18 protein-coding genes are annotated in these 16,564 nt (G+C 61.5%); 8 read left to right on the forward strand and 10 right to left on the reverse strand.

Annotated elements, in window-relative coordinates:
• Window positions 1-119: 119 nt before the first annotated feature.
• Window positions 120-434, forward strand: coding sequence for a PepSY domain-containing protein (locus AOA60_RS16805; protein WP_099585401.1), 315 nt, complete (start codon window positions 120-122; stop codon window positions 432-434).
• 182 nt (window positions 435-616) lie between these two features.
• On the forward strand, window positions 617-1,789 hold the full coding sequence (locus AOA60_RS16810) for a GAF domain-containing sensor histidine kinase (protein ID WP_099585402.1): 1,173 nt from the start codon (window positions 617-619) through the stop codon (window positions 1,787-1,789).
• On the opposite strand, the gene AOA60_RS16815 is transcribed toward AOA60_RS16810, so the two are convergent.
• Window positions 1,790-3,418, reverse strand: a complete 1,629-nt coding sequence (locus AOA60_RS16815; RefSeq protein ID WP_099585403.1) for a methyl-accepting chemotaxis protein — start codon at window positions 3,416-3,418, stop codon at window positions 1,790-1,792. It lies immediately after the preceding gene.
• 259 nt (window positions 3,419-3,677) lie between these two features.
• On the opposite strand from AOA60_RS16815, the gene AOA60_RS16820 reads away from it, so the two are divergent.
• A complete protein-coding gene (locus tag AOA60_RS16820) occupies window positions 3,678-4,697 on the forward strand; it encodes a transporter (RefSeq protein ID WP_099585404.1) in 1,020 nt (339 codons plus the stop codon).
• Between the two features lie 164 nt (window positions 4,698-4,861).
• Entirely contained in the window at window positions 4,862-6,466 is a 1,605-nt protein-coding gene (locus tag AOA60_RS16825) for an inorganic phosphate transporter (protein WP_099585405.1), read from the forward strand.
• A gap of 46 nt (window positions 6,467-6,512) precedes the next feature.
• On the opposite strand, the gene AOA60_RS16830 is transcribed toward AOA60_RS16825, so the two are convergent.
• From AOA60_RS16830 to AOA60_RS16840, 3 genes are read right to left on the reverse strand one after another with little or no spacing between them, the layout of a single operon-like run.
• Window positions 6,513-7,487, reverse strand: coding sequence for a biotin-dependent carboxyltransferase family protein (locus AOA60_RS16830; RefSeq protein WP_099585406.1), 975 nt, complete (start codon window positions 7,485-7,487; stop codon window positions 6,513-6,515).
• Window positions 7,484-8,362: an allophanate hydrolase subunit 1 gene (locus AOA60_RS16835; protein ID WP_099585407.1), complete on the reverse strand. Its 879-nt coding sequence runs from the start codon at window positions 8,360-8,362 to the stop codon at window positions 7,484-7,486. Before AOA60_RS16835 ends, AOA60_RS16830 begins: the two co-directional genes overlap by 4 nt.
• A gap of 58 nt (window positions 8,363-8,420) precedes the next feature.
• Entirely contained in the window at window positions 8,421-9,176 is a 756-nt protein-coding gene (locus tag AOA60_RS16840; protein ID WP_099585408.1) for a 5-oxoprolinase subunit PxpA, read from the reverse strand.
• Between the two features lie 120 nt (window positions 9,177-9,296).
• On the opposite strand from AOA60_RS16840, the gene AOA60_RS16845 reads away from it, so the two are divergent.
• The gene (locus AOA60_RS16845; protein ID WP_099585409.1) at window positions 9,297-10,214 is read left to right on the forward strand and encodes a LysR family transcriptional regulator; all 918 of its coding nucleotides are present in this window, start codon (window positions 9,297-9,299) and stop codon (window positions 10,212-10,214) included.
• On the opposite strand, the gene AOA60_RS16850 is transcribed toward AOA60_RS16845, so the two are convergent.
• Window positions 10,211-11,107, reverse strand: coding sequence for a LysR family transcriptional regulator (locus AOA60_RS16850; protein ID WP_099585410.1), 897 nt, complete (start codon window positions 11,105-11,107; stop codon window positions 10,211-10,213). The two genes, AOA60_RS16845 and AOA60_RS16850, sit on opposite strands and share 4 nt — an antisense overlap.
• A 108-nt stretch (window positions 11,108-11,215) precedes the next feature.
• On the opposite strand from AOA60_RS16850, the gene AOA60_RS16855 reads away from it, so the two are divergent.
• Window positions 11,216-11,974, forward strand: a complete 759-nt coding sequence (locus AOA60_RS16855) for an SDR family NAD(P)-dependent oxidoreductase (RefSeq protein WP_099585411.1) — start codon at window positions 11,216-11,218, stop codon at window positions 11,972-11,974.
• Here the strand turns inward: AOA60_RS16855 and AOA60_RS16860 are convergent.
• Window positions 11,873-12,385 (reverse strand): multidrug/biocide efflux PACE transporter, encoded by a 513-nt coding sequence (locus AOA60_RS16860; protein ID WP_099585412.1) that lies wholly within the window; start codon window positions 12,383-12,385, stop codon window positions 11,873-11,875. The two genes, AOA60_RS16855 and AOA60_RS16860, sit on opposite strands and share 102 nt — an antisense overlap.
• An 88-nt stretch (window positions 12,386-12,473) precedes the next feature.
• On the opposite strand from AOA60_RS16860, the gene AOA60_RS16865 reads away from it, so the two are divergent.
• Window positions 12,474-13,328, forward strand: coding sequence for a LysR family transcriptional regulator (locus tag AOA60_RS16865; RefSeq protein ID WP_099585413.1), 855 nt, complete (start codon window positions 12,474-12,476; stop codon window positions 13,326-13,328).
• A 26-nt stretch (window positions 13,329-13,354) separates the two neighbouring features.
• Here the strand turns inward: AOA60_RS16865 and AOA60_RS16870 are convergent, their stop codons facing one another.
• Genes AOA60_RS16870 through AOA60_RS16885 form a run of 4 tightly spaced genes read right to left on the reverse strand, consistent with a single transcriptional unit; the run spans window position 13,355 to window position 15,879 of the window.
• Window positions 13,355-14,581, reverse strand: a complete 1,227-nt coding sequence (locus AOA60_RS16870; RefSeq protein WP_099585414.1) for an RNA polymerase sigma factor — start codon at window positions 14,579-14,581, stop codon at window positions 13,355-13,357.
• Complete coding sequence (locus AOA60_RS16875; RefSeq protein WP_099585415.1) at window positions 14,578-15,054, reverse strand: SRPBCC family protein; 477 nt, start codon at window positions 15,052-15,054, stop codon at window positions 14,578-14,580. Before AOA60_RS16875 ends, AOA60_RS16870 begins: the two co-directional genes overlap by 4 nt.
• A gap of 34 nt (window positions 15,055-15,088) precedes the next feature.
• Entirely contained in the window at window positions 15,089-15,433 is a 345-nt protein-coding gene (locus AOA60_RS16880; RefSeq protein ID WP_099585416.1) for a YciI family protein, read from the reverse strand.
• Window positions 15,434-15,474: 41 nt separating this feature from the next.
• Window positions 15,475-15,879, reverse strand: coding sequence for a nuclear transport factor 2 family protein (locus AOA60_RS16885; protein ID WP_099585417.1), 405 nt, complete (start codon window positions 15,877-15,879; stop codon window positions 15,475-15,477).
• A 144-nt stretch (window positions 15,880-16,023) separates the two neighbouring features.
• On the opposite strand from AOA60_RS16885, the gene AOA60_RS16890 reads away from it, so the two are divergent.
• Complete coding sequence (locus AOA60_RS16890; RefSeq protein ID WP_099585418.1) at window positions 16,024-16,512, forward strand: N-acetyltransferase; 489 nt, start codon at window positions 16,024-16,026, stop codon at window positions 16,510-16,512.
• Window positions 16,513-16,564: the final 52 nt, after the last annotated feature.

Here is a 16,564-nt window from a genome sequence, read left to right on the forward strand (position 1 = left end):
AATTTTCCGCGTTGCTCGAATTGAACGAACTGCGCAACTGCTTGAACTAATTAAGGGTGAATTAAGTTGCGACGATTAATCTGAACCCACTTAAACAGCTCACCCAAGAAGGACACACCATGAAAACCTTGACCACTTTGTTCGCCGCCACTGCCCTGACCCTGACTGCCGGCCTGGCCCAGGCAGATGTTCGTCCGGATCATATTGAAGGCCTGGTCAAATCCGGCGCAGTGATGTCTTTCGACAAGCTCAACGCCGCTGCCGTAGCCACTCACCCTGGCGCAACGATTACCGACACTGAGCTGGACAACAAACACGGTGTAGCCAATCAATACGTCTACGAAGTGGACCTGACTGATACCGCTGGCAAGCGGTTTGAAGTCAAGCTCGACGCCAAGACCGGCGCTGTACTGGAAAACAAACAAGACACCTGAGTTGAATCCCCCAAAACCGCGCCACCTTCGGGTGGCGCGGTTTTTTTGTGGGCGCTCGTCGGCAATGTCCGAAAAAAGCGTGGCCGCGATGAATCAAATTTCCCCTACTCAATTCCAGGTCGTTAGACTTCCCAGCATCAGCCAGGGCATTACGCCATTGCACAGCACACCGAGATCACGCCATGGAGCAAAAAGCCGCCGACATTGCCACCATCGGCCGAATCAGTGCTGTACCCGCAATGCTCCAAGTGATCAGCGACATGACTGGCCTGCGCTTTGCCGCCGTTGCGCGGGTGACCGACGACACCTGGACCGCCTGCGCCGTGCTCGACCAGTTGGACTTCGGCCTCGGCGTCGGCGGCGAGCTGGACCTCACCACGACCATCTGCCACGAGATTCGTGGTTCCCACATTTCCGTAGTGATCGACAAGGCCAGCGAAGACCCGATCTACCACGACCACCACACTCCGCGTCTCTACCAGTTTGAAAGCTATATCTCCGTGCCGGTGTTCCGCACCGACGGGCGTTTTTTCGGCACCATTTGTGCACTCGATCCCAAGCCGGCGCCATTGCGCAGCAGCACGATCCAATCGACCATGGAATCCTTCGCCCGTGTGTTGTCGTTGCAGATCGAAGCCGAGGAAAACCAGCAGCAAACGGAAGCCGACTTGCAGGAAGAACGCGGCACCGCCGAACTGCGCGAGCAGTTCATCGCCGTGCTCGGGCACGACCTGCGCAACCCGCTGTTCGCGATCAATTTCAGCGCCGAGCGGCTGCTGCGCAAACACCCGCACCCCGCCACGGACACGCTCATACGTCACATACTCGCCAGCGGGCGCCGCGCTGCACAATTGGTCGAGGACGTGCTGGATTTTGCGCGGGGCCGAATGGGCAACGGCATCCCGCTGAGCATCACCGACTGCCAGGATCTGCAGGCGGCGTTGCTTCATGTGGTTTCAGAAGTGCAAAGCGCGCACCCGCAACGCGAGGTTCGGGCCGATATCGGCGATCTTCAGGGCGTCAAAGGCGACCGGGATCGGTTGGCGCAACTGCTCTCTAACCTGGTTGCCAATGCGCTCCATCACGGCAGCCCTGATGGCCCCGTGGAAGTCAGCGCAAAGGTTGAGCACGATCGGTTCGAGCTGACGGTGAAGAACGCTGGGCAGATCAACGATCAGGCCCTGCCCCGGCTGTTTCAACCTTACTCACGCCCCACCTCACACGCGCCCCAAGCCGGGCTCGGCCTGGGGTTGTATATCGTCAAGCAGATTGCCGATGCCCATGGCGGTCACCTGAGCGTGACCACCCACGCCCTGCAAGGCACCGTTTTTATCTTCAGCCTGCCGACCGCCTGATCAGCCACCCAAGCGCTCCGTCACTTCATTCAACTCTGCGGACAAGCCACGCAAGTTCTGACTCGCCGCCTCAGTACGTCGCACGTTGTCGAGGTTAGCCGTGGCTACCGTGGTGATCTGCGTGATATTGCGCGAGATATCCTCGGCCACCGAGGTCTGCTCCTCTGCCGCCGTCGCGATCTGACGGTTCATATCGCGAATCGCTTCCACCGCCTGGGTGATGTGCGCAAGCATCGCACCGGCCTGGGTGACTTTCTCCACGCTCTCGTCGCTGCACGACTGGCCGCTGACAATCGCCTCGGCCGCATCCACCGCGCCGGTTTGCACCGCCTGGATGATCTGGTTGATCTCGATGATCGACGCCGCCGTGCGTTGCGCCAGGCTGCGTACCTCATCGGCCACCACCGCAAAACCCCGGCCCGCCTCGCCGGCGCGTGCCGCCTCGATCGCCGCGTTCAACGCCAGCAAGTTGGTCTGTTCGGCGATGCCGCGAATCACTTCCAGCACCTTGCCGATGCGTACGCTATCGGTTTCCAGGCGGCGGATGATGGTGCCGGTATTGAGGATTTCATTGCGCATCTGGCCGATGGTGGCAATGGTCACTTGCATCACTTCGCCGCCTTCGCGGGCCGAATGATCCGCCTCGTCGGCGGCACGTGAGGCGCTGGCGGCGTGGTGCGCCACTTCCTGGGCGGTGGCCGACATTTCGGTCATGGCCGTGGCCACTTGATCGGTGCGGTTGAATTGTTCCTGGGTGCCGGTTGCCATCTGTCCGGCGATTGCATTCAACTCGCCGCTGGCGCTGACCAGGTCGGTGGCGCTGCGCTGCACGCGGCTGAAGGTTTCGGCGAGGAAGTCGCGCAACGTATTCGCGGCGGCGGCCAGATGGCCCAGTTCGTCCTGGCGGCGGCTGGCCACGCGCTCAGCAAAGCGGCCGTGGCTGAGTTGGGTCACGTAGTCGATCAAGCCACGGATCGGCAGGATCAGGTTGCGGTTGATCAACCACAGGCTGAACAGGCCGATCAACGCGCCGGACAGCAACATGATCGCCAGGCCCACCATTACGGTGCGCTCGGCATAGGCAGTGATGGTCTGAGATTGCTGGCTGCCTTGGGCCCGCAGGTCGCTGACCAGGGCACTCATTTGCTCACTGGCGGCGCGGTCCACGCCTTTGACTGCCGTGTCGCCGACCGTTGCATCCCCGCCCGCCGCCACATAGGCATCGCGGCCTTTCTGATAGGCCACGCCCAGTTGCTGATGCTCCTGGCGCAGGGTTTCGATGCGTCGGCTCAACGGCGCGTCACTGCTGGTCTGGGCCACCAAGCGTGCGAGGATACCTTGCACATCACGCTGGCGGTCCTGGAACTGGCCCCAGTACTTCTCCATATCCTGAGGCTGTTTGCCGCGCAGCAGCACGTTTTTCCATTCCTGCACCTGCACCTTGAACTGCAGGTTGGCTTCGTCGATCAGTTGCGAAGTGAGCAACGGCCCGTCAATCAAACTGCGGTAACTCTGCACCCCGTTGGAGAGGAAGTTGAAACAGGCCAGGGCGATCAACAATATCGCCAGCAAGCTGCCGCCGAGCAGCGACAAAATTTGTGCTCTCAAGGAGGTTCGCAAAACATTCATCGGGAAAGCCTCGATACAAGTAAGTAGCGCATGCACGCCTTGACCGCCGTGTCGACAAAGGCACCGCTCATCCCTGACGGTTGTTAATGCGCTGAATCGGCCGGAATAGAGGCTTCTTGAAGGGTTTTCGATGGCCGGTCAATAAAATGTCACCAAAGCGAAATAAACAGAAAGCTGTCATAAAAATGTCAAACAACCCTGTAATGATTCGCCACGCGACCTGTGAAATGTCCTACAGGCCTTTTCTCTGCGAGCCTCCATGAACCACAGCCTCGACCACAGCCATCAGGACTCCGATCTGTTTGGCTTGCTTTACGGTTTTCGTTTTCGCCCAGGCGTCAAGGGCGAGCAGATTGATTCCGCCGCCGCCCTGGCGGCATTGAAGCAACCGCAAGACCCGGACGAGTTCTTGTGGCTGCACCTGAACCTGGCCCACGCCGCCTGTGAACGCTGGATGCAGGCGCACTTGGAACTGCCGGAAGAGTTTTTCGAGGCCTTGCACGAGGGCTCGCGCTCCACGCGCATCGAACACGTCGACTCGGCCTTGCTGGCGGTGGTCAACGATGTGGTGTTCAACTTCAGCAGCATGGTCTCGTCGGATATTTCCACGCTGTGGGTGTGCGCCCGCAGCCGTCTGTTGATCAGCGCACGTTTGCAACCGCTGCACTCGGTGGACAAGCTGCGTTCGTCGGTGAAGGCCGGCGAACACTTTCGCTCGCCGCTGGAATTGTTGGTGCATTTACTGCGCGATCAGGGCGAAGTGCTGACGCAGATCGTGCGCAAGACCAGCATCAGCGTCGACCATATCGAAGACCAGTTGCTCTCCTCGCGCCTGTCCACCAACCGCGCCGAACTCGGTGCCGCGCGCCGGGTGTTGGTGCGCCTGCAACGCCTGCTGGCGCTGGAGCCGGGCTCATTGCTGCGCCTGCTCAACCGCCCGCCACAATGGCTGCAAAAAGAAGACGTGAAGGAGTTGCGCAAATCCACCGAGGAGTTTGCGCTGATCATCAACGACCTGATGGCCCTGGGCGAACGGATCAAACTGTTGCAGGAAGAGATCGCCGCCAACCTCAACGAGCAAAGCAGCCGCACGCTGTTCACCCTGACGGTGGTGACGGTGCTGGCGCTGCCGATCAACATCATCGCCGGTTTTTTTGGCATGAACGTGGGTGGTGTGCCACTTTCCCAGGACCCGGAGGGGTTCTGGATACTGGTGGCGTTGGTGGCAACGTTTACCTTGATTGCCGGGCGCTGGGCGTTCCGAAAATTTTCAAATTGAAATGCCAGTGATTGCGGGAGGGGATTTGCCCCTCCCGCATTCTGACCTGCAGTGTCAGTAGACCAGTGGCAAATCCAATGACCTAAACACTGACCTGCGGCAGCACCTCTGTAACATTCTGCAATGACTATGAACGGCATCCTTCATTACCTGGATGCTCCTGCATGGCTACTTCTTCCCTGACCGCCTCACACACCGAACCCAAACCCAGGCTGGACAAGAAGCCCGGCCTGGTCACCGTGATCATTTTCTTCGCCGTGCTCGCCATGGGCCTGTTGTTCACCGCCTACAGCCTGATGCAGGACATGCACGAACTGGGCACGGTGGTCACCACCTGGACGCCGTTCCTGCTGCTGGGCGTGGCGTTGTTGATCGCCCTGGGGTTCGAGTTCGTCAATGGTTTCCACGACACCGCCAACGCGGTGGCGACAGTGATCTACACCCACTCGCTGCCGCCGCATTTCGCGGTGGTCTGGTCGGGCTTTTTCAATTTCCTCGGCGTGCTGCTTTCCAGCGGCGCGGTAGCGTTTGGCATCATTGCGTTGCTGCCGGTAGAGCTGATTTTGCAAGTGGGTTCATCGGCGGGTTTCGCCATGATCTTCGCCCTGTTGATCGCTGCAATCCTGTGGAACCTCGGCACCTGGTGGCTGGGCTTGCCGGCCTCGTCCTCCCATACGCTGATCGGTTCGATCATCGGCGTCGGCGTGGCGAATGCCTTGATGCACGGGCGTGACGGCACCAGCGGGGTGGATTGGGCCCAGGCGACCAAGATTGGCTACGCATTGCTGCTGTCGCCGCTGATTGGCTTCGCGTTTGCGGCCTTGTTGCTGCTGGCCCTGCGCGCCTTTGTGAAAAACCGCTCGTTGTACAAAGCGCCCAAAGGGGACACTCCGCCGCCGTGGTGGATTCGCGGCATGCTGATCGCCACCTGCACCGGCGTGTCGTTCGCCCATGGTTCCAACGATGGCCAAAAAGGCATGGGCCTGATCATGCTGATCCTGGTCGGCACATTGCCAATGGCCTACGCGCTGAACCGCACCATGCCCGCAGAGCAGTCGTTGCAATTCGCGGCGGTGGCCGAAGTGACCCAGGCCGCCCTGCTGAAAACCGCGCCGCAGACCTTGCCGGGCGACCCGCGTCCGATCCTGTCGACCTACGTGCGCACCAAGGACGCCACGCCGGAACTGGTACCGGCCCTCGCCTCGCTCACCGGGCATATCGGTGAAGAAGTCAAAGGCTACGGCTCACTGGCCAAAGTCCCCGCCGAAGCGGTCGGCAACGTGCGTAATGACATGTACCTGACCAGCGAAACCATTCGCCTGATGGACAAGGGCAAGGTCGGCAACTTCGACGCCGACACCCAAGACAAGCTGCAACTGTTCAAGCAACAGATAGACAACGCCACGCGTTTTATTCCGCTGTGGGTGAAGATCGCCGTGGCCCTCGCGCTTGGCCTGGGCACTATGGTGGGCTGGAAGCGCATCGTGGTGACGGTGGGTGAGAAGATCGGCAAGACCCACATGACCTATGCCCAGGGTGCCGCGGCGGAAACGGTGGCCATGCTGACCATCGGCGCGGCGGATATGTATGGCTTGCCGGTATCGACAACCCATGTGCTGTCATCGGGTGTCGCGGGGACCATGGTGGCCAATGGCAGTGGATTGCAGATGCGGACTATCCGCAATTTGGCGATGGCGTGGGTGTTGACGTTACCAGCGGCGATTGTGCTTTCAGGCAGCCTCTACTGGCTGTTCACCAAACTCTTCTGACCCAACAAAAATCCAGATGTGGGAGGGGCAAGCCCCTCCCACATTTTCAGCCTGCGAACAAACCAGCCATCGCCTTCAGCCGCTTCTTGTAGATACGCCGCGCCTCCAGGGCCTCCTCCAACGTCACCGCCACAAACCCCGCCCGCTGGTTCGGTTGCATCTGCCCGATCAAATCCAGATCCGCACTGATCACCGTGCCGATCATCGCGTAGCCACCGCCCGACACGGCGTCCCGATGCAGCACAATCGGCTCCAACCCCGCCGGCACTTGGATCGAGCCGATGGGGTAGCAACTGTCGACGATATTCGACGGATCCGAGCCCGCGCCAAACGGCTGTTCCCTTGGTTCAAAACTCAACGCGCTGCCGCCCTTGAAGCGATAGCCGATGCGGTCCGCCTCGGAGCCCACGGTCCAGGGCTCGGCAAAAAAGCTGCTTTTGGCGGCTGCGCTCAGACGCTCGTAATACAGGCCAGGCACGACGCGCAGGGTGATATCGCCGCCCACCGAGCGGCGCAAGGCCATGGGCAGACTGCTGCCTGCCCTTCCCTGCCCACACGCCTTGCCGATAGGCAGCTCATCGCCCTCCTGCAAGCGCCGACCGTGAAACCCACCGAGCGCGCCGAGGGTGTAAGTGGAGCGACTGCCAAGCACCACCGGTACATCAATGCCGCCGGCCACCGCCAGGTATGTCCGCGCGCCGGCCTTGGGGAATTCGAAACGCAGCACTTGCCCGGCACGCACCTGGAACGCGGTGTCCTGATGCACCACTTCACCGTCCAGGCGCGGCGACATGAGGGCGCCGCTGAGCGCTACCAACGCGTCCTGCTGGAACGCCAATTCAGGCCCGATCAACGTGCACTCCAGGCCCGCCGCACCAACCGGATTGCCCACCAGATGGTTGGCCGCGCTGAGCGCGTACTGGTCCAGTGCGCCCGACGGCGGGATGCCCAAGTGGTAATAGCCTTCACGGCCAAGGTCCTGCACGGAGGTGGCGAGGCCGGGTTTGAGGACCTTGATCATGCCAGCGCCTCCTGCAGGGTTTTCGGATAGCCAACCGGGTCGGCGAGAAAGGCGTCGAGGGAAAATTCCACCGGGCGGATGCGCAGGTCGAAACGTCCTGCGTCCACCTCGGCAACAGCCTGGTCGTAGGCGTCACGGTCTATCGGTTTGAACTGCACGATGTCGCCGGGGCGAAAGAACACCATGTGTTCCTTGAGGTAGGCCAACTGCTGCGCCGGGTCGTAGATCGGCGCCGGGGTCACACCGAACATCTGGTAACCGCCCGCGCCGCGCACCGAGTAGATACAGCCAAAGCAGCCGCCGTGGCCGAGGGTGAGTTTCGGCGTGTCGGTGCGCGGGCGCAGGTATTTGGGCACCTGCAACTGCCGTTCACGTTCGACCATCTGGAACATGAATGGCAGGCCCGCGACAAACCCGACCATCGACACAAACCACGGCGCGCCGCTGTGGGCAGCGATAAACGCGTCCACATCCGCCAGGCCATTGATGCGCGCGGCGTACTCCAGATCGGTGCCGCTGGGGTCTTGATGGCGGTCGCGAAAACGCATCAGGGTTTCGTGGGTCCAGGGGTCGTTGTACAACACCGGGATCTCGACGATGCGCGTGTGCAAGGTGCGTTCGGCCACGGCCTGGGCTTCGGCGCTTTGTACGGCATCCAGCAAGACGTGGGGCGCAATGCGGTCGGGGTCGAAGCGAATCTGGAACGAGGCGTTGGCCAGGCACACATCCAGCACGCCTTCCAGCGCCAGGCGCTCCACCGCACGAGTCACCGCCATGCCCTTGAAAAAGGCCTCCAACGACATGCTGTCGCTGACCTCGGCAAACAGGTGCTCATCACCGCCGAAGCTGTAGCGGATGGGGGACGTTTCAGCCATGTCTGTTCCTCTTGGAATCATTGTAGAAAGGCAGGCAAAAATTGATGGGTCGATCTTATTAGGGGGTTTTGACTTCAATGCCCGCTCGATCCAGCGCTTCACGGGTAGCTTCCACCAACTCCAGCGCACCGGGGGTGTCGCTGTGCAGGCAGATGGAATCGAACTCGATAAACAGGTCTTCGCCTTCCACGGTGCGTACCAGTCCGGTCTGACACGCACGCAGGACACGTGCCGCCACCGTCGCAGGATCCAGTGCACGCACATTGCGCGTAAACACGATGGAGCCCGTCAGGTCGTACTCACGATCAGCATAAAATTCGCGCACCACCGGTTGCCCCAGTTCCTTGGCCACCCGCCAGATCACCGAGTTGGGCATGCAGTAGAGCAACAGCGTTGGCTCGATGAGTTGCAGGTTTTGCACCAGCAATCGGGCGGCTTCTTCGTCGCGGGCCAGGTGCATGTAGAGCGCGCCATGGGGCTTGATATGTTGCAGCTTCACACCTTGGGCGCGAGCGATTTCCCGCAGGGCGCCGAGTTGGTAGAGCATGTCGTCCACCAGTTCCTGGGCCGGTGCATTGATATGCCGACGGCCAAAACCCACCAGGTCACGAAAGCCCGGATGGGCACCGATAGCCACGCCCAATTGCTTGGCGCGCTCGACGGTGCGGCGCATGGTGCCAGGGTCGCCGGCGTGGAAGCCGGTGGCGATATTGGCCGAGCTGATGTAGGCCATCAGCTCGGCGTCGACGCCATCACCGATGGTCCAGGGCCCGAAGCCTTCGCCCATGTCCGAATTGAAATCTACTGCCTGCATCGGGGTCGCTCCGCAAAAGGTCATGCTGAAAAGTAGGCTGGCGCTTGACCCCTTGGGAAGATCTATTATCAGATGCCCTATCTTCTGAAAATCAGATAACCCTAGGTATTGGAGAGGCAGATGTCCCTCACCTTGCGCCAAATCCGCTACTTCGTCGCCACCGCCGAGATCGGCCAGATTTCCCAGGCGGCGCTCCACCTGAATATCTCCCAGTCAGCGGTGACTACGGCGATCAAGGAGCTGGAAGCGATGCTCGGCGTGCAGTTGTTTGTGCGCTCGGCCCAGGGCATGAACCTGACCGACGCCGGGCGGCACTTTCTCAACCGCGCCTATGTGATTGCGCGCAGTGTGGACGATGCGCTGAACAGCCCATTGCCCGACTACCGCGCCAGCGGCGTGCTGCGGGTGGCGGCCAGTTACACGGTGCTCGGTTACTTCCTGCCCCATCACTTGCAGCGCATGGAGCACTGGCACCCGGACGTGACCATCGAGGTGTTCGAGCAGGAGCGCCAGGCCATCGAGCAAGGCCTGCTCGACGGCCAGTTCGACATGGCCGTGGTGCTTACCGCCAACCTGACTCACCCCGCGATCGTTTCCGAGATTCTGTTCAACTCGGAACGTCGCCTGTGGCTGCCCAGCCATCATCCGTTGTGCGAACGCGGCGCCGTGAGCCTGGCCGATGTGGCCCAGGAACCCTACATTCTGCTGACCGTCGATGAAGCCGAACACAGCGCCATGCGCTACTGGGAGCAGGCCGGGCAAGCGCCCAAGGTGCGGCTGCGCACCAGCTCGGTGGAAGCGGTGCGCAGCATGGTCGCCAATGGCAGCGGCGTGGCGATTCTGTCGGACCTGGTGCACCGCCCTTGGTCACTGGAAGGCAAGCGCATCGAAACCCTGACGGTCACCGATCCGGTCACGCCCATGAGTGTCGGCCTGGCATGGCACCGCGAGCGGGCATTTACGCCGGCGATGCAGGCGTTCCGGGATTACTTTCACGATGCATTCCTGGCACCGCAGCAGTTGTCGGCAAGGCGTTAAAGCTGTGACTGCAACGTATCCGCCAGCCAATCCATAAACACACGCACCCGCAACGGTAAATGCCGTTGCCCCGCGTAAAGCAGCGACACATCCAGCGACGGTGCCGGGTAGTCCGGCAGTATCGCCACCAACTCACCGCTGGCCAACTCATCGCCCATGCCCAGCGCCGGTACCTGGATAATCCCGAAGCCACCCAGGCACGCTGACTTGTAGCCATCGGTGCTGTTGACCGTGATCCGCCCAGCCATGGGAATGCGCTGCACCTTGTTGCCCTGCTGGTATTCGAACCCCGCCGAGCGCGAACCCAACGGCCGCACGTAGTGCACCAGATGGTGGTCGGCCAGGTCGGCCAATGTCTGCGGCACACCAAAACGTTGCAGGTAGGTGGCACTTACGCAGTTGATCATCGGCATGCTGCACAGCAACCGCGCCACCACCGTCTGGTCGGGCTGCGCGCCCACGCGCAATACGCAATCGAAGCCTTCAGCGAGCAGGTCCACCTGACGGTCGGTGGTGCTGATTTCCAGCTCGATCAACGGGTGCGCGTCCATGAACTGCGGCAGGCGCGGCAGTATCAGGTCACGTGCCATCACGTTGGGCATATCGACGCGGACGCGCCCGCTCAGTTGCGCTTCGTCCTGACGAAACAGCCCTTCCAGCTCCTCCATATGCGCGAGCAGATCCTTGCTGCGCTCGTACAACACACGCCCATCCTGGGTCGCCTGCACCTTGCGTGTGGTGCGCTGCAACAGGCGCGCGCCGAGCAGTTCTTCCAACGCCTGCACATGCTCGGACACGGTGGAGCGCGGCAGCCCCAGGCGCTCGCCCGCCTGGGTGAAACTCGACAGTTCGGTGACCCGCACGAAGGTGCGCAGCAGCTCAAGTTTGTTCATGGGATTGTTCGCCTTATCCGGCCAGTTATTCCGGCCTAGCCCTGTTTATCACGTTAGCGGCGGACAAATACACTCAATCCCACGCTCACATCTGAAGAGGACTGCACCATGACCCGTAAAATCGCATTGATCACCGGCGCCAGCCGTGGCTTGGGTAGAAACGCCGCTTTGCACCTGGCGGCGCAAGGCGTGGACATCATTGGCACTTATCACAGCAAGGCCGACGAGGCGCAGGCATTGGTGGCCGACATCGAACAATTGGGTGGCCGCGCCGCCATGCTGCAACTGGACGTAAGCCAAAGCGCGACGTTCGAAGGTTTTGTCGGCGACGTTGCCGGCGTGCTCAAGGATGTTTTCGCACGGGAACACTTCGACTTTCTGATCAACAACGCCGGGATTGGCATTCACGCCAGTTTTGCCGAGACCACCGAAGCCCAGTTCGACCAACTGGTGGCGATCCAATTCAAGGGCCCGTTTTTCCTGACGCAGAAGCTGTTGCCGTTGATCCGTGACGGCGGCCGCATCCTCAATGTCTCCAGTGGCCTGGCGCGTTTCAGCCTGCCTGGCTATGCCGCCTACGCGGCGATGAAAGGCGCGATGGAAGTGCTGACCCGCTACCAGGCCAAAGAGCTGGGTGGGCGCGGGATCAGCGTCAACATCCTGGCCCCGGGTGCGATTGAAACCGACTTCGGCGGCGGCGCCGTGCGTGACAACGCCAACCTCAACGCGATGGTCGCGAACAACACCGCCCTGGGCCGCGCCGGTTTACCGGACGATATCGGTGGTGCGATTGCCAGCCTGCTGGCAGACGGCAGCCAGTGGATCACCGGGCAACGCATCGAGGCGTCGGGCGGTATGTTTCTGTAGGAGCTTGTCGCGCAATACGTCATAGCCCCAGTGATACACATAGGTGTACGGCAGGAAAAACAGCAGCACACCTATGTCGAGGATAAACGCCTGCATCAGGCTGATATTCAGCCACGCCGCAATCAGCGGGACGCACACCAGGATCAGGCCTCCTTCAAACATCAGCGCGTGCAGCACGCGGGTCCAGCCGTTGTTGGCCAGTTGCAGACGTGCCTTGAGGCGGTCGAACAGGCCGTTGAAGATCACGTTCCAGGCCAACGCCATCAGGCTGATCGCCAGGGTGACCATGCCCATTTCCAGGGCGGGTTTGTCCATGATCCACGCCAGCAACGGGGTGCAGATCAACAACGCCAGGGCCTCGAAACCAATGGCCTGGCAAACGCGTTCGGTGAGGGATTTGGTAGGGCTCATGAGCCATCTCCGTGAGTGAGGATGGTTGCCATCATTACCCTTTGACTCGATACTTCATAACCAATAACCATCGATCAAGGCGATAGTCATGGCCTCCAATGAAGTGCTGCAGGCGTTTGTCCAGGCGGCCACCCAAGGCTCGTTTTCGGCGGCGGCGCGCAAGCTGGGCAAAAGCCAATCCACAGTCAGTGCGGCAGTCGCCAGCCTGGAGATTGACTTGGATGTGGTGCTGTTTGATCGCAGCAGCCGCAAGCCGACGCTGACCCAGGCCGGCCACGTATTGCTGCAACGGGCCGAGCAGGTGCTGGAGGCCAGCAGCCGCCTGGAGCTGGCGGCGAGCCAGTTGGCTCAAGGCTTGGAGCCGAAGCTGACCATCGCCATGTCCGATACCTACCAGTCGGACCGCTTCGAGATCGCCCTGCGGTCGTTCGACGAGCGCTACCCGGACCTTGAACTTGAATGCCTGATTGCCGAATGCGAAGACTTGATCGCCCTGGTACAGAGCGGCCGAGCGCAGATTGCGTTTATCGAACAACAAGACACCTATCCGCCCGACCTCACCGGCGCACCGGTGGTAGAGCGCACCGAAATCGCGCTGTATGTGGCACCCAGCCACCCGTTGGCCCGACTGGACAGCATTCCCGCCGATACCTTGCAGCAACACCGCGAACTGCGCCTGGCCAGCATCATCAACCCGAATGAAACCCGCGCCAGCGGCCGCGTGTGGTCAGCCCCCAGTTACCTGATGCTGATGGAGATGGCGCAGCTGGGTTTCGGCTGGGCGCCCCTGCCGCGCTGGCTGGTGGAGCGGTTTGACGCAGGCCAGTTGGTGGAGCTCAAAGCGCGTGGTTGGCCGCGCTCGGTGGCCGTCGATGCACTGTGGTCACGCCACCACCCACCGGGGCCGGCGGGGAGTTGGTTGTTGGGCAAGATGCTGGAATGACGAACCCGCCCTGGCGACACTGGAGATTAATGCCGGGAGGAAGATTCGAGTTCGGCCAGGCGGCTTTCGAGGAAGCGTTTTTCGGGGATCTGCTGGGTCAGGGACAGGGCTTTTTCGTAGGCGACTCGCGCGTCTTCGCCCCGCCCCAAGCGCCGACAGAACTCGCCCCGCGCCGAATGCGCGAGGTGGTAATCCAGCAACTCGCCCCGCGCCAGAATCGCCTCCACCTCCTGTAATCCCGCCAGCGGGCCATCGCGCATGGCAACGGCAACGGCACGGTTGAGCTCAATCACCGGCGACGGCCACGCCCTGAGCAATACGTCGTAGAGCCCGACAATCTGCGGCCAATCGGTCGCCCCGGCGCTCGGCGCTTCGGCATGCACTGCGGCAATCGCGGCTTGCAGGCAATACGGCCCAAAGCGTTGTGTGGTAAGCGCCTGTTCCACCAGCGTGCAGCCTTCAGCGATCAAGGACTTGTCCCACAGCGAACGATCCTGTTTCTCCAGCAACACCAGTTCGCCGCTGGCCGAGGTGCGCGCCGCCCGCCGCGATTGGTGCAGCAGCATCAGCGCCAGCAGGCCCATCACTTCCGGCTCGGGCAGCAACTCCATGAGCAAGCGGGCCAGGCGAATGGCTTCGCGGGTTAAGTCCTCGCGGGTGAGATCTGCGCCGATGGACGCCGAATAGCCCTCGTTGAATACCAGGTAGATCACCCGCAGCACGCTGTCGAGGCGCTCTGGCAATTCGGCCAGTGATGGCACTTGATAGGGAATTCCGGCCTCACGGATCTTGCCCTTGGCCCGCACGATGCGCTGGGCAATGGTAGCGGGCGTGGCCAGGAAAGCCCGGGCGATTTCCTCGGTGGTGAGGTCGCAGATCTCACGCAAGGTCAGCGCCGCCTGGGCATCGGCCGCCAGCGCCGGGTGACAGCAGGTGAAGATCAGGCGCAGGCGGTCGTCTTCCACATCCTCATCGCTCCAATCAGCGGCCTCCAATGCGTCGGCCTGCGCCTGCAATAACGGGGTAAACCGTGCCTGGCGGCGCAGGCGGTCGATGGCCTTGAAGCGCCCGGTCGACACCAGCCAGGCCCGTGGATGGCTCGGCACGCCGTCGTGCGGCCAGCGCACGACCGCGACGAAGAACGCCTCGTGCAAGGCTTCTTCGGCGAGGTCGAAATCGCCGAGCAGGCGGATCAGGGTGGCGAGCACACGCCGCGATTCGCTGCGGTAGATCGCCTCGATCTGCGGCGTCAATCGCGCATCTCTTCGGTCACCAGTTGCACTAAGCGGTCCAGGCTCTGGCCCCAGCCATCATGGAAACCCATGGCTTCGTGGGCGTGTTTGTCTTCGGCATTCCAATGCATGGCGCGGGCGGTGTAGAGGGTTTTGCCGGCCTGTTCTTCAAAGGTCACTTCGGCGCTCATGAACGGCTTGCCGGACGGGATCCAGCCCGGCAGGAAGGCATCGGTGAACACCAGGCGATTGGGCGCGTCGATCTCCAGGAACACGCCTTGGGTCGGGTACTCACTGCCATCCGGTGCGCGCATCAGGGTGCGAAACAGTCCGCCGACCCACAGGTTCATTTCGCACTCGGGGGTGGTCATGCCGTGGGGGCCCCACCATCGTTGCAGTAAGTCGGGCTCGGTCCAGGCGCGGAACACCCGGCTGCGCGGGGCATCGATCAAGCGGCTGATGGACAGTTCAAATTCGGCAGGTTGCTGGGACATGGGATAAACCTCCTGAGTAGTGGTTTTGTTGTTGTCAGAGATTCAATTCACGCACGGGGCGTACTTCGACACTACCGACCCTGGCGGCCGGAATGCCACCGGCCACCTGGATCGCGTCGTTCAAGTCACGGGCTTCGATCAGGTAAAACCCGGCGAGCTGCTCCTTGGTTTCGGCAAACGGCCCGTCGGTGATCGACAGCTTGCCGTTGCGCATGCGCACCGTGGTGGCGGTGCTCACCGATTCCAGCGGCTCGGCGGCGAGCATGCGGCCACTGGCCTGCACCGACTGGGCGTAGGCAAGGCACTCCGGGTCGGCCGGGCTGTCAGGCGAGGTGTGCAGCACCTGTTCGTTGCTGTAGATCAGGCACAGGTATTTCATGGCGTTCTCCGTTTTGGACTACTGACTATAGTTCGCGACGCTCAAGGTTTCAGGTCGAACAGCGCAGTGCCGCTTTGCATGTCGAAGGGGGCCGACCAGTGCTCATGCACCACTTTCCATTCGCCACCGAAGCGCTGGTAACCTGCGGTGACGCGCATCCAGCACGCCTTGTCTGCACCGCCGCAGTGCGCCAGCCAGTGGGCGAAGGCGCTGTCCTGGGCCTCAACAATGCGCAGTTCGTGGAACTCGAAAATGCCGGGGCCAGGACAATGCTTCATGCATTCCTCCCAGTGTGCGCGGTAGGCCGCCTTGCCTTTGAATTGCAGGGCAGTGACGGCATCGAACGAGACGATATCGTCGGCGTAAAAGCTGACAATTTTATCGATATCCGCACCGATGACGGCCTGTTTCCATTGTTCGATCAGGGTATTGATTGCAGTGCTCATGGCGATACTCCTTGGGGGGAAAAATCATCGAAGACACCCTTAGTCGAAAGTGCTCGGAGCAAATCGACAGCCCACTGAAAAATAATTTTGCCTTCGGTAAACCCGATAGACTGCGCCCTTATTTGCAGCCGTTCGGACGTTCCGATGCAAACCTGTCTTGTCGCCTATGAGGCGCTGAATGCCGTGCAACAACAGCAAGTCAGCGCCATCGAAGTCCACCCTGAGCAACTGCCGTTTTGCGGCGACATGTATTGCGCGCTCAATTCGCTGCTGGCCAAGCCCAGCCCTGGCGTCAAAGGCTTTGCCCTGCTGGCCGATGACATCCCGGTCGCCTTCCTTTTGCTCAAACGCCCGCCCTGCCTGCCCCATTGGGCGGATGAACACAGCGCCACGCTGCATGCGCTGCAGGTGGATCGGCGGCAACAGGGCATGGGGTTTGGTAAAGCGTGTTTGCAGGCGCTGCCGGCGGTAGCGCTTGAGGCGTGGCCGCAGATCAAGGGGCTGGAGTTGTCGGTGGACAGGGAGAATGTGGCGGCGATGGGCTTGTATCTGGGGCTCGGGTGGGTAGATTGCGGGGAGGCTTACAAAGCGCGAGTTGGCTATGAGCGGCGTTTGAGTTGGGTGTTTGGCTGAGGTGTACCAACGCAGCTTTGGCGGCTGACGCGCCTCTGCGGGCGCCAGCAAG

The organism is Pseudomonas sp. 2822-17 (assembly GCF_002742485.1).
Taxonomy (GTDB): Bacteria; Pseudomonadota; Gammaproteobacteria; order Pseudomonadales; family Pseudomonadaceae; genus Aquipseudomonas; species Aquipseudomonas cyclaminis.